This is a genomic window from Modestobacter lapidis (assembly GCF_054780755.1).
Genome location: NZ_BAAGVS010000034.1, coordinates 22426 through 35629, shown reverse-complemented (window position 1 = coordinate 35629; position 13204 = coordinate 22426). Strand labels below are relative to the sequence as shown.

Here is a 13204-nt window from a genome sequence, read left to right as displayed (position 1 = left end):
TTGTGACCCTAGACAAGCCACATCTTCCCAGCTCAGGAGCACCTTTCCTACATCTCCCACCAGGTGATCAAGACCCGGCGTGAAAGCCCCGGGCTAGGCACGACGGACCCATGCGGGGCCAATGCACTGATGGCGCGCTGTGCGGACCGTCGGGAATGAGTCAACCGTTGCCCTCTCATGCCTCCGGGCTATCAGTTCGTCATTTTTTTGCATTGGCGGTTAACGACTCGTCGTCTACGGTCGGCGAGACGTTGATCACGAGATCCAGGTCACAGCCCGCGGTGCCCGGTCGCGCCACCAGACGAGGAGAAGGATGCCGGCACAGATGCGGTGCGGTGAACACGGCAAGAGAGCCGTGCCGGCCGCCGGCGCGATCCGCTCCTCCCGGTGATGATCCCGGCCAGGATGCGCGCCGGCAGGGACCGCATCCCAGTCCGCTGACATCGTCACCGAGCATCTTCTCGCCAGCCGGCCCGGGGACTCCACGGGCCATCAGCCTGTCTCGAAGAACCACCCAGCACGTGGCCGTCCTGCCCAGCGCTCGCCGCGGTCGCCGGTACGCAGGGACATCGGCTCTCCGAACCCACCCGCACAGCCCAGAAGGAGCACCTGTGACATCAACGTTCAGATCCGGAACCTGCCTGACCGCCCTTGCCGTCGTGACCGTGGCGACGACCGCTGCGTGTGGGGGCTCGGACGGCGGTGACGCCTCGGGCGGCGGCGCCGACGAGATGACCGAGATGACCCTCGGTTACGTGCCCTACACCGGAGACGCGCCGCTGTTCCTGGGCATCGAGCAGGGTATCTACGAAGAGCACGGGATCGACCTGACCACCACCCCGGCCCAGGCTCCGGCCGCGGTGATCGCGAGCCTCGTGAACGGTGAGCAGCAGATCGGCTTCACCACCACCATCACGCTGATCGCGGCCGTCGCGAACGGCACCGATGTGCGATGCGTGACCCCCGTCGACGGCCGCTCGGACCCGTCGCCGGACGTGGACTACACCGGCCTCATGGTCACCGCCGACAGCCCGATCCAGTCCGCCGCGGACCTGGAGGGCAAGAAGGTCGGCGTCGTCGGCCTGGGCTCGCTGAACCACCTGTTCGTGATGGAGGAGATGTCCGACGCCGGGGCCGACCCGGGTGCGGCGGAGTTCGTCCAGATCCCCTTCCCGCAGCTGCAAGCGGCACTCGAGCAGGGACGCGTCGACGCGGTCGTGGCGACCGCACCGTTCTCCGCGCAGATCCTCGCCGCGGGCAACCGGGGGGTCGCCTGGCAGGAGAGGACCTTCATCCCCGAGGGGCAGGGAACCTGTTTCGCGGCCAGTGGGGAGTACATCGAGGAGAGCCCCGAAGAGGTCCAGAAGTTCATCGACGCGCACAGCGCGGCCCTCGAGTACGCCGCCGACCACGTCGACGAGGCGCTGGCACAGCTGCCGAAGTTCCTCGACATGACCCCGGAGCAGGCCGCGAAGGCCGAAACCGGCTCGATCTACACCCCGGAGCTGAACATCGAGAGCATCCAGATGATCCAGGAGCACATGGTCAAGCACGGCTTCCTGGACGAGACGCTCCCGATGGAGTCGATCGTCTACACGCCCGCCGACTCCTGAACCCGGTGACGGCAAGCCACATCTGACAGGAGGAGCGCGGCCGTGGCGACAGATGCAACAGCTCGACCCTCGGCGCTGGCCGGGGGCGTCCCGAACCGTGTCCGCGGCGGTATCCGAGGCGGTATCGGGATCGGCGTGAAGATCGCCGGCGTGGTCGCGCTCCTCCTGGTGTGGTACGTCCTCAGCGCCATCGGGATGCTCGACGCGAATTCGGTCCCTGGTCCCGGCGCCACCTTCAGGGCCCTGGCGGAGGAATCCGGCCGCCAGCAGTTCTGGTCGGCCGTCGGGCAGACCGTGCTGGGCTGGGGGCTCGGCCTGACGCTCGGCGCCACGGTGGGCCTGCTGCTCGGGACGTTCCTGGCGCTCAACCGCTTCGCCGAACGCAGCTCCGCTGTGGTGGTGGAGTTCTTCAAGACCGTTCCGGTCATCGCGGTGCTCCCGCTGGCCATCCTTGTGATGGGCACCACCCTGACGATGAAGGTCGTCCTGGTCGGCTTCGGGGTCGCCTGGCCGCTGCTGGTCCAGACCTCGTACGGCGTGAAGTCGATGGACCCGGTCATCCGGGACACCGCCACCGTGCTGGGAGTCGGACGGGTGCGCCGGTTCTTCGGCGTGGTGATGCCCTCGGCGTCACCGTTCATCGCCACCGGGCTGCGAGTCGCGGCGTCGGGGGCGCTGACCATCACCATCGTCACCGAGCTCATCGCCGGCGGCCGGGGACTCGGCGTGGAGATCACGACTGCCGCGATCTCCGGTGTCCAGGCCCTCCCGGCGATGTACGCGCGGATCATCGCCGCCGGACTGCTCGGGGTCACGGTCGCCCTGCTGTTCACCGTCGCCGAACGCCGACTGCTGCGCTGGCACGACGCCTACCGACCGGAGCACTCCTGATGCACAAAGCCCTGCCGGGGCTGCGGTCCCTGCTGGTCCACCTGTGGCTCCCGGTCGCACTGATCGCCCTGTGGTGGGTGGCCTCGGCGTCCTCGACATCGCCCTTCTTCCCCCCGCTGTCGGAGATCGTCGGTCGGTTGCAGGAACTGTGGTTCTTCGAGCACACCCGTAGCGACCTGCTCCCCAGCCTGCGCAACCTGGCCCTCGGATACGCCGCCGCGGCCGTCATCGGCATCAGCGCCGGCGCCCTGCTGTGGCGGGTGCGCCCGATCGCCACCGCCGCACACCCGGTCATCTACTTCCTGTACGTCCTGCCGGCGCCCGCGCTGCTGCCCGCGGTCATCCTGATCTTCGGCATCGGGGTGGAGATGAAGGTGTGGATCATCTTCTTCACCTGCGTGTGGCCGGTGCTGCTCAACACCCTCGACGGGATGCGCGGGACCGACAAGGTCAAGCTCGACGTCGCCAGCGCGCTGCGCTTGAACACCTGGGACACGATGCGCCGCGTCGTGCTCCCGGCGGCCTCACCACAGATCTTCGCCGGCCTCCGGACCGCCCTGGCCTTCGGGATCATCCTGATGGTCGTCTCGGAGATGGCGGCGGCCACGCAGGGCATCGGCTACTTCATCCTCTACGCCCAGCAGACCTTCGAGACCCTCGACATGTGGACCGGCATCCTCGTCCTCGGCATCGCCGGCAGCATCCTCAACTTTCTGTTCCTCCGAATCGAGAGGCGACTCCTCCGGTGGCACTACCAGGCACGTCAAGCCCTTCAGGTCCCATGACCCCCACCACCTCGTCGAGCGACCCGGCCCGCTCGATGGCGCCGTACGGTGAGCAGACGCCCGACGAGCAGCCCGTGCTGGCAGCCCGGCACGTCAGCAAATCCTACGTCGTGGACGGCGACCGCAAGCTCGCCGTCGCGGACATCACCTTCGAGGTGGGCAAGGGCGAGTTCGTCTGCGTCGTGGGCCCCAGCGGCGCCGGCAAGACGACCCTGCTGCGCTGCCTGTCCGGGCTGATGCCTCCCACCAGCGGGGAAACCATGTTCGAGGGCCAGGTCATCGACAAGGTCCCCGACCAGTTGTCGGTGGTGTTCCAGGACTACTCCAGGTCGTTGTTCCCCTGGTCGAAGGTCGGCCGCAACGTCGAACTGCCCCTCAAGGTGAAGGGCGTGGCCAAGCAGGAACGCCGTGATCGGGTCGAGGAGATGCTGGCCGCCGTCGGCCTCGCCGGCGCATCGGACCGCTACCCGTGGCAGCTGTCCGGCGGCATGCAGCAGCGCGTGGCCATCGCCCGGGCCCTGGCCTACCGGCCCGACCTGCTGCTGATGGACGAGCCGTTCGCCTCGGTCGACGCCCAGACCAGGTTCGAGCTCGAGGACATGATCCTGCAGATCCGGGAGGAGTTCGGCGTCACCGTCGTCCTCGTCACCCACGACATCGACGAGGCCGTCTATCTCGCCGACCGCATCGTCGTGCTCTCGCAGGCCCCCAGCGTGGTCAAGGAACTCGTCGACGTCCCCCTGGGCCGCCCACGCAACCAGGTCCACACCCGCAACGACCCCGCCTTCGCCGCACTCCGCACGCACATCCTGGAACTGGTCACCCAGGGCTGAACGCCGATTCGGTCGGACGACGAGAGGGGGCCTGAGCATGGAACTGCGACACCTGCGCTACTTCCTGGCCGTCGCCGAGGAGCTGCACTTCGGCCGAGCCGCCCTCCGACTGCACATCGTTCAACCAGCGCTCAGCAAGCAGATCGCCTCCCTGGAGCAGGAGCTCGGCGTGCGGCTGTTCGAGCGCACCAAGCGCCACGTCCAGCTGACCGAAGCGGGCACCGTGCTGCTCGAGGACGCCCGTCACATCCTCACGCAGGCAGAGGGCGCGGTACAGCGGGCGCATCTGGCCAGCCGTGGCGAGATCGGCTCCCTGAGCGTCGGTTTCATCGCTCCGGCGCTCTACGAGTTGCTGCCCCGCCTGTTGCGCCGGTACCGCGCCCGTTACCCGCAGGTGCGCCTGCTGCTGAAGGAGCTGCACAACGTCGAAGCTGTCGACGGGGTGTTGGGCAGGCAGCTGGACCTGGCATTCGTACGCCTGCCGCTCCCCGCGCACCCGGAACTGAACTGCGCGACGGTGCACGAGGAGCCCGTCATGCTGGCCATCCCCGACAACCACCCGTTGGCGGGGTCGGACCAGGTGGCGCTCACCGAGCTCGCCGACGAGCCGATCATCATGATCCCGCGGTCGCAGGAGCCGATCCTGTTCGACTACTACACCTCGATGTGCGCCGAGGCGGGGTTCAGCCCAACGGTCGTGCACGAGGTGAACCGCACCCCGGTGGCGGTCGGGCTGGTGGCCGGCGGTCTCGGCCTGGCCTTCGTCCCCTCCTCCGCCCGGCTCGTGGCCCATCCCGGCGTGGCGTACGTGCCACTCGTCGAACCGGGGCCCCGGCTCATCATCGGGATGGTGTGGCGTAGCGGGCCGACACCTCCCCTGTTGCGGTCCTTCCTGTCGCTCAGTCCGTGGTCACGCATCCAGCCCGACGACACCGGCGCTTTGCCGCGAGCGCCCGCGGAGGCCGGTGCCGGACCGCCTCCGGAGGCCGGCTCCACCGGGCAGGACGTCGACCACACGGATCGACCACCGATCGGAGCGGGAGTTCCGCTCCCCGGGTGATCTCTGCCGTCACCCGGACCACCACCGCGCGTTCGCGCGGTGCTCAGATGACCTGGCCCGGGCCGACCTCTGGCCCGAGCAGGGTGTCGAACACAACTAAGGAGTTTGGGTGCCATGAAGGTGTTCGTCTTCGACCTCGTTCCCTACGACGAGGACCTCCAGGGCCTCCTGGTGGACAAGGAGCTGCCCTACCCACTTCCCCGGCGGCACTTCCGTCCGGAGGTCGCCGCGCGAACGTACGCCGAGCACCTGGACGCGTGGGAACTGCTGGACGAGCTGGGCTACGACGGGGTGGCCTTCAACGAGCACCACACCTCCCCCTACGGCCTGATGAACTCGCCGAACCTGCTCGCGGCAGCGGCAACGCAGCGCACCAAGCGACTCAAGCTCCTCATCTACGGCAACCTGCTGCCGCTGCACGAGCCGCTGCGTCTGGCCGAGGAGCTGGCGATGCTGGACTGCATGTCCGAAGGGAGGCTCATCTCCGGCTTCGCCCGCGGTATCCCGCGCGAGTACCAGGTGCACAACGTGCCACTGCCCGATTCACGCGCTCGTTTCGAGGAGGCCCACGAAATCCTCCTCGGCGCCTGGCAGGAGGAGGTCTTCTCCTACGAGGGCCAGTTCTGGCAGTACAAGGACGTGGCGATGTGGCCCCGGCCGTTCCAGCAGCCCCACCCGCCGATCTGGATGCCGGTGACCGGGAGCAAGGAGTCGATCGAGTTCGCGGCCCGGCACAACATCCCGATCACCCCGGGGGCGACGTCGCGTGGTCTCCGCGAGGACGTGATCAACTACTACGGGAAGTGCCTGGCCGAACACGGCCACCAGCTCACGCCCGATCACCTGTCGGTGCCGGCCAATGCATTCATCGCCGACAGCAAGGCGGAGGCGATCGAGCAGACCGGGCCCTACTACCTGTACTTCAACCACGTGCTGTTCAGCCACGGCAACATCACCGAGACGAACAAGCAGCGGGCCAAGGGCTATGTCACGGCCGCGTCGGACGACTACATCCGTCCGGAGAACATGCAGGCAGCGGCGCGGTCACGGTCGGACTTCCGTGACCTGACGATGGAGGACGTGAAGCGTCAGGCCGAGAACATGCCCTGGGGTGACGCGGAGGAGGTCACCGAGCGGCTCATCGAGACCGCCGAGCACGCGGGCGCCGGCACGCTCATCGTGAGCCTCAACCGAGGCAACATGCCGCACGACATGTACATGGACCAGATCCAGCGCTTCGCGGACGAGGTGCTCCCCCGTCTCCACGCGCACGAGGTGACCGGTGCCCGTGCCGGCGCGGTGGCCACCGCCTGAGCTCTGGCCGGGCCGCTTTCCGGACCGGAACAGCCGTCGCCCACCGTGCTCACGGGCTCGGTGGGCGACGACTGTCGGGCGGCCTGTCTCCACCTCGGGAGCCGCGACCGATGCCTCGGAGGAATCACTGCGCACAACTGTGTATTGGCGGAACACGCAACCGGCCCGTTAGACACAGGGTGTGGGGCGTCACTCCAGGAGCCCTACCACCACGGCGCCGGCGCGTCCGGTGTCCGGACTACAGCATCGAAGGAGCGAGCATGGCGCCCCGAACACTCACCAGCATCCAGCCGACCGGTGTCGGCAATCTGGTGGGCGGCGTGTCCCCCGCCCCGATGGACGCCGGTGCGCTGCGCGCGGCCTGCGCCCAGTTCGCCACCGGGGTCGTGGTGGTGACGGCGTCGGCCGATGGGCAGGACTTCGGGGGGACGGTCAACTCCTTCACCTCGCTGAGTCTCGAGCCGCCGCAGGTCATCGTTTGCCTGGCGCGGACCTCGAACACCTGGTCGGCCATCGAGCGGTCGCAGACCTTCGCGGTCAACGTGCTGGCCGCCGACCAACTCGGCACGGCCCAGCTGTTCGCCTCCAAGGAAGTGGGCAAGCTGTCCCAGGTCGACAGCGAGCCCGGGGTCGTCGGGGCACCGTTGCTCACCGGCGCCCTGTCCCACCTGGAGTGCACCGTGGCCGACGTGATCGCCAGCGGCACCCACCTGCTCGTGATCGGGCGGGTCGTGCGGGTGGCTCACGACGCCGCGAAGGACCCAGCCCTGTTCTTCCGGAGCCAGATGTTCGACGGGTTCTCCGCCGCCGCGCCGTCCGCCGACGGGTTGCCCATCAGGAGGGACCAGTGACCGCGACCCTGCGGCCGGGAACGGAGGCCCGCACCGCGGCTCCCGCCGCCATCGGCTTCGACCCGATCGAGCAGGCCCTGGCCGACCTGGCAGCCGGTCGGGCCGTGGTCGTGGTCGATGACGAGGCCCGGGAGAACGAGGGCGACCTGGTCTTCGCCGCCGAGCAGGCCACCCCGGAACTGTTGGCGTTCATGGTCCGGCACACGTCCGGATTCGTCTGTGCCGCGCTCACCGGCGCGGAGGCGGACCGGCTCGACCTGCCACCGATGCATCACATCAACCAGGACGCGCACGGCACGGCGTACACGGTCACCGTGGACGCCGCCGCCGGGGTGAGCACCGGTATCAGCGCGACCGACCGGGCGCACACCATTCGGTTGCTGGCGTCGGCAGCGACCACACCGCGGGACCTCAGCCGCCCGGGCCACGTCGTTCCGCTGCGCGCGAGGGACGGCGGGGTGCTGCAGCGGGCGGGCCACACCGAGGCCGCAGTGGACCTGGCGCGGCTGGCCGGGCTACGTCCGGCCGGAGCGCTGTGCGAGATAGTCAACGACGACGGCACCATGGCCCGCCTGCCCGATCTGCGCGGCTTCTGCGCCCAGCACCGACTCACCCTGGTCAGCATCGCCGACCTGATCGCCTTCCGCCGGGCCCACGAGTGCCACGTCCGTGCGGTCGCCCAGGCCCGCATTCCCACCGCGCACGGCACCTTCCAGGCGATCGACTACGCCGACCTGCGGGAAGGTACCGAGCACGTGGCGCTGGTGATGGGTGATCTGGGTGACGGCCGCGACGTGCTCGTCCGGGTCCACTCCGAGTGCCTGACCGGCGACGTGTTCGGTTCGCTGCGCTGCGACTGCGGCTCCCAACTGGATGCCTCACTGGCGGCGGTCGCCGCGGAGGGCCGCGGGGTGGTGCTCTACCTGCGGGGCCAGGAAGGCCGCGGGATCGGCCTGGCCCACAAGCTGCAGGCGTACCAACTCCAGGACCTGGGCGCCGACACGGTCGATGCCAACCTCGAGCTGGGCCTGCCTGCCGATAACCGCGACTACGGCGTCGGTGCTCAGGTCCTGGCCGACCTTGGGGTCACGAGCATGCGACTGCTCACCAACAACCTGGACAAGCGGACCGCACTCGAGCACCACGGTCTGAGCGTGCTGGGGCGGTCGCCCCTGCTGGTCACGCCCAGCGCGGAGAACATCCGCTACCTGCGCACCAAGCGTGACCGGATGGGTCATGACCTCCCTGAGGTGGCGCGCTACGACGCCTCGCTGGTCGAGGACCTCGCCGAGCCGGCGGTGGTGGGCCTGGCTCCGCGCCTGGTCGTGCGTGGGAAGTGCGTGCCGTGACGTCGCTGCCGAGGCAGGGACCGATCCTCGTCGAGATGCCTGCAGAGGACGGGTCGCCGCTGCACGGGGTCGTCCAGGAGCCACCGTCCGGTGCTGCCGAGGCTGCCGTCCTCCACGTCCACGGCAAGGGCGGCAACTTCTACAGCGGCCCCCCGAGGGTGCTGCCACCGTTGATCGCTCCCGACCGGTTCGTGCACCTCTCGCTCAACCTGCGCTGCCACGACCTGGCCTACAGCCGACTCGGTGACGCGGCGGGTATCGCGCCGGGACCGGGGGCCGCGTACGGCGGGATGTGGGAGCGACTCGATGAGGGGGCAGCCGACCTGGACGCCGGCGTGCGGTGGCTGCACGACCACACCGGGCTGCCGGTGGTCCTCGTGACCCACTCGGCAGGCGGCTACTTCCTCGGCGACTACTCGGTGCGACGACCGCCCGTCGCCGGCCGGGTGTTCCTGTCACCGCTGACGTCGGTGCGCTTTCCCTTGTCGGCCTGGTGGCCCGACGACGACCAGTTGCGGGACGTGGGCCGTCAGGCCGAGGAGATGGTGGCATCCGGAGACGGCCACTTGCTGATCCCGGTGCCGAGTTGGTACTACGCCATCTCGGCTGCCTCGCTCGTCGAACGACTGCACGAGCGACCCGGCCGCTGGCTGGACGGTTGCAACGCCTCCGACGTCCCGGTACTGCTCGCCTTCGGCGGCGCGGAGACCCGGGCGGCTGAGTGGCGCAGCCTCTTCGCCCAACTGACCGCGCCGCAGAAGGTGATGCTGGAGCTGCCGGGGGCCGGGCACAGCTACGACGGCGCGCACCGACCACTGGCCGACGCCATCGCGGCGTTCGTCGGGGACGTCCTGCCGGGCTTTCAGTAGGGCCGCACGAGGGGTCAGCGCCCGGTCTGTTCAGGTGACCGGAACGGTCATGGAGCCGATCCGGCTGATGGTCATCTCCAGCGTCTCGCCGGCGGTGATCGGCCCGACCCCGGGAGGCGCCCCGGTGAACAACACATCACCGGGGTTCAGCGTCATGATCGAGCTGGCGTAGGCCACGATCTGCGGCACCGGGGTGAGCAGATCGGCAGTGTTCACCGACTGCCGCACCTGACCGCCGGAGGTGAGCAGGATGTCCAGATCCCCGCCGTCCCCCGCCTCGTCCCGGGTCACGATCCACGGCCCCAACGGGGAGAACGAGTCATAGGACTTCCGCTTCGACCGGTCCGCCGGGGACCGCACGGTGATGTCCAACCCAGCGGTGAACCCCAGCACGTGCTCCATCGCCCGATCCAGCGGGATGTCCCGCCCACCCGCACCGATCACGATCACCAACTCCGACTCGTGGTGCACCTCGAAACCCCGGGCCACCACCTCATCGGGAAGCACCACCGCAGCACCCGGCCCCACGATCGACGACGGAGCCTTCAAGAAGACGTCGAACTCCATCATCCAGGCCTCCACCCGGCCCAACGTCCGCTCCTGCACCCCGTGCATCTCCGCCACGTGCTCGCCATAGTTCGACGCCGCCGCCACGATCTTCGACGGCGACAACACCGGCGCCCGCAACGACACCTCCCCCAACGACACCGCCGGCCCCTCGGCCACGGCCTTCTCCAACACCGGACGCAACAGCTCGAAATCCCGGCACAACGCCCGCCACCACCCCGCCGTCACCGGATCCGGATCATGCGCCCACGGCAACGCGCCGGTCACATCCACCACCGACGCACCCTCGGCCGACCCGTCCGGACCGGTGGTCACCACACCCAGCCGGGCCATGCCGGCAGCAGAATCGAACAGGGCGAGCTTCATCGAGAACTCCAGACGGGAGGAAAAGAAGGGTGCCGGTCAGTCCCCCGGGTGCTTTTTCGGGCTCAAGCACGCGTGCTTGAGCCCGAAAAAGCACGAGGGGAGGTCAGCGGGGGGTGAAGGTGCCCGTGACCTGCTGCGCCTCGGGCAGGGTCTCGGTGCGGGCGATGCCCAGCGCCCGGAACACCGGCTCGTCACTGACCACGAACAGGTCCGCCTGCTCGTGGGCGGCGTGCTCCACCGGCACCCAGGACGGCACCACGAACATGTCCCCCGGCCCCCAGTCGAACCGCTCCCCACCGATCACCGACGAACCGGATCCCTGGTAGGCCACGTAGATCGCGTTCCCCGCCCGCCGCACCGGCGCCGAACGCCGCCCGGCCCGCACCCGGTGCACCGCGCACGCCATCGTCGGCAGCACGCTGGCCCCGGTCTCGGGGTCCACGTACTCCACCCGGATCAGCGGGTCATCGGTCGCCGCGGCGAGCCGGTCCAGCTCCGCCGACGTGTCGGCCCACCGGTAGTTCATCAACTGCGAGTGTCGCGGCGAGAGCGTGTCGGTCACCGACCCGGCCACGTACCGCGTCCCGCCGGCATGGGTGCGCTCCGAGACGTTGTGCTCCACCGGCTCCGGCTGGGCCTCCCCCGGCCCCGGGTACTCCTCGAAGAACACCCCGTCCAACGCCTCGACCATCGGCAGGTCCAGACCGTCGAACCAGAACATCTCCCCATCGACGGCGGAGGTGTGGTCGTGCCAGTTCATCGACGGCGTCAGCACCAGGTCACCCGGCCGCATGTCACACGCGTCGCCGTCCACCGTCGTCCAGACGCCCTCGCCCTCCAGCACGAACCGGATCGCCCCCGGCGTGTGCCGGTGCGCCGGCGCCACCTCCCGCGGCCCCAGGCACTGGATCGCCCCCCACAACGTGCCCACCGCGTAGGGCCGGCCGCCCAGCCCGGGGTTCTGCAGGCTCAGCACCCGGCGCTCACCACCACGCTCCACCGGCACCAACGAGATCGCCCGCCGCGCCAGCGGCTTCATCGTCGCCGCCGACCACAACCAAGGCACGGCTGCCGGCTTCGGCGACGGCGTCAGCAACTGCTCCGTGATGGTCCACAACGGCCGCAGGTCCACCGCCGCCAGATCCCGGTACAGCGCATCCAGCTCCGCCTCGTCACCGAACTCCGTCGCCGGTCCGGGCTGCGTCTCGATGGTCATCGGAGGAACTCCTTCATCTCCTGGGCGGGTGCTGCCTCGCTGGTCAGTCTGGACCGTGGGCTCACTTCAGATTGAAGTGCACCCAGCGCTTCCCCTCGGCCAGCCCGGCCAGCTCGCGCCCGGCCGACCGCATGATCATCGGGGAGGACGAGATGTGCTGGGTGCCGCCGTGCACGTCGCGGAACAACCGCTGGACGATGCCCTGCCGCAGCGCCGCCGAGCCACTGTTGAGGTAGACGAACTGGGCGATGTCGTGGGTGGTGAAGGTGGCGTTGTTCAGGGCCACCCGGTTGAGGGTCTCCAGCCGGACCGGCACCCCGTTCCCGCCGGCGAGGGAGGCCTCGATCTCCTCCCACACCTCGTAGAGGAAGGCCTTGGCGGCACGCAGCTTGACCTCGGCATGGGCGTACTGCTCGGTGAAGCTCTCCGAGTCGGCCTGCCCGCCGGGCTGGCCGGCCTTGGCCCGCACCGCCAGGGCCAGCTCGTCGAGCAGGCGGCGGCCGGTGCCCAGCGCCCAGGAACCGTGGTTGAGGCTCGCGTAGTTCCCGATGCCGACCCGGTACAGGTCGCCGCCGGTGACCGGGTCGGTGCGCAGTGTGTAGTAGCTGTAGTTGGTCGGAACGAAGACGTCCCGCAGCGTGTAGTCGATGCTGCCGGTGCCGCGCAGGCCCATCACGTCCCAGCTGTCCTGGTCGAAGGTGACCTGATCGACCGGGACGATGAAGAAGCGGGGTTCGCCGGTCTCGGTGTCCTGCGCCGCGGTGTGCAGATGGGTGGCGTGCTTGATCCCGGACGCGAAGCTCCAGGACCCGGTGAGCAGGTAGCCGCCGTCCACAGGGACCGCCTTGCCCGGCCTGGTGCCCTGCCCGGCGATACCCAGCCGGGGGGTGCTGAACAGCTCCGCAGCCGTGTCCTTGTCGAAGAAGGCCCCGGCCAGACCAGTGACCATGCTCAGCGCCATCGTCACCCACCCGGTCGACGGATCGGCGTAGGAGAGCGCCCGGTACACGTCCATGGCCTGCCGCGGCGTCATCTCCGCGCCGCCGAGCTCCCGGGGGGTGAACGTCGAGATGGCACCGCTGGCGTACAGCGCCTCGACGACGGGTTCGGCGATGCGGCCGGTCCGGTCGTTCTCCGCGCCGTGCGCGTCGACGAGGTCGTGCAGGGCCTCGGCGGCCCGGATGACATCGGCGGGATCGGGCGCGACGGCGGGCGAGGCAGGCTTCTCGTCAACGGTGGTCATGGTCTGCTCCTACGTCGTCGTGCGGGCGGCCACGGTCACGCCGGTGGACTCTCCTCGAATCTATGGGAGAGGAGTGCCGAAGACGATGCCCTGGTGATAGGTAGCCGTAGCCCACAGATCACATCCGGGAATGGCACAGCCCGTGGCCTTCCGCCCTGCCGGAGTCCGCGCTCGGTGATCACAGGAGGCGAACCGGTCATTGGCGCGGGGACCCCGCCCTGCCGTAGACACATCGCCGATGGGTCCG

General features: G+C 69.3%; 12 protein-coding genes. 9 read left to right on the top strand and 3 right to left on the bottom strand.

Going from position 1 to position 13204, the window contains the following annotated elements; translation table 11 throughout:
- Positions 1 to 665: 665 nt before the first annotated feature.
- The 9 genes from ACYVG5_RS20755 (at position 666) to ACYVG5_RS20715 (ending at position 9565) form a co-directional block, all read left to right on the top strand.
- A complete protein-coding gene (locus ACYVG5_RS20755) occupies positions 666 to 1613 on the top strand; it encodes an ABC transporter substrate-binding protein (RefSeq protein ID WP_460683506.1) in 948 nt (315 codons plus the stop codon).
- A gap of 135 nt (positions 1614 to 1748) precedes the next feature.
- On the top strand, positions 1749 to 2504 hold the full coding sequence (locus tag ACYVG5_RS20750; protein ID WP_460683505.1) for an ABC transporter permease: 756 nt from the start codon (positions 1749 to 1751) through the stop codon (positions 2502 to 2504).
- Positions 2504 to 3289, top strand: a complete 786-nt coding sequence (locus ACYVG5_RS20745) for an ABC transporter permease (protein ID WP_222050558.1) — start codon at positions 2504 to 2506, stop codon at positions 3287 to 3289. Before ACYVG5_RS20750 ends, ACYVG5_RS20745 begins: the two co-directional genes overlap by 1 nt.
- Positions 3286 to 4122: an ABC transporter ATP-binding protein gene (locus ACYVG5_RS20740; RefSeq protein WP_222050559.1), complete on the top strand. Its 837-nt coding sequence runs from the start codon at positions 3286 to 3288 to the stop codon at positions 4120 to 4122. The genes ACYVG5_RS20745 and ACYVG5_RS20740 overlap by 4 nt, the downstream gene beginning before the upstream one ends.
- A 37-nt stretch (positions 4123 to 4159) precedes the next feature.
- Complete coding sequence (locus ACYVG5_RS20735) at positions 4160 to 5182, top strand: LysR substrate-binding domain-containing protein (RefSeq protein WP_222050560.1); 1023 nt, start codon at positions 4160 to 4162, stop codon at positions 5180 to 5182.
- A 114-nt stretch (positions 5183 to 5296) separates the two neighbouring features.
- A complete protein-coding gene (locus ACYVG5_RS20730) occupies positions 5297 to 6496 on the top strand; it encodes an LLM class flavin-dependent oxidoreductase (RefSeq protein ID WP_222050561.1) in 1200 nt (399 codons plus the stop codon).
- 260 nt (positions 6497 to 6756) lie between these two features.
- Complete coding sequence (locus tag ACYVG5_RS20725; protein ID WP_222050562.1) at positions 6757 to 7347, top strand: flavin reductase family protein; 591 nt, start codon at positions 6757 to 6759, stop codon at positions 7345 to 7347.
- On the top strand, positions 7344 to 8696 hold the full coding sequence (locus tag ACYVG5_RS20720) for a bifunctional 3,4-dihydroxy-2-butanone-4-phosphate synthase/GTP cyclohydrolase II (protein WP_460683504.1): 1353 nt from the start codon (positions 7344 to 7346) through the stop codon (positions 8694 to 8696). The genes ACYVG5_RS20725 and ACYVG5_RS20720 overlap by 4 nt, the downstream gene beginning before the upstream one ends.
- Before the next feature lie 35 nt (positions 8697 to 8731).
- Positions 8732 to 9565, top strand: coding sequence for an alpha/beta fold hydrolase (locus tag ACYVG5_RS20715; RefSeq protein WP_222050563.1), 834 nt, complete (start codon positions 8732 to 8734; stop codon positions 9563 to 9565).
- 30 nt (positions 9566 to 9595) lie between these two features.
- Here the strand turns inward: ACYVG5_RS20715 and ACYVG5_RS20710 are convergent, their stop codons facing one another.
- From ACYVG5_RS20710 to ACYVG5_RS20700, 3 genes are all read right to left on the bottom strand, one after another.
- Positions 9596 to 10498, bottom strand: coding sequence for a fumarylacetoacetate hydrolase family protein (locus ACYVG5_RS20710; protein ID WP_222050564.1), 903 nt, complete (start codon positions 10496 to 10498; stop codon positions 9596 to 9598).
- Between the two features lie 103 nt (positions 10499 to 10601).
- Positions 10602 to 11714 carry a cupin domain-containing protein gene (locus ACYVG5_RS20705; protein ID WP_222050565.1) on the bottom strand — a complete coding sequence of 371 codons (1113 nt, stop codon included), beginning with the start codon at positions 11712 to 11714 and terminating at the stop codon, positions 10602 to 10604.
- A gap of 61 nt (positions 11715 to 11775) precedes the next feature.
- Complete coding sequence (locus ACYVG5_RS20700; protein WP_222050566.1) at positions 11776 to 12957, bottom strand: acyl-CoA dehydrogenase family protein; 1182 nt, start codon at positions 12955 to 12957, stop codon at positions 11776 to 11778.
- Between the last annotated feature and the right edge of the window lie 247 nt (positions 12958 to 13204).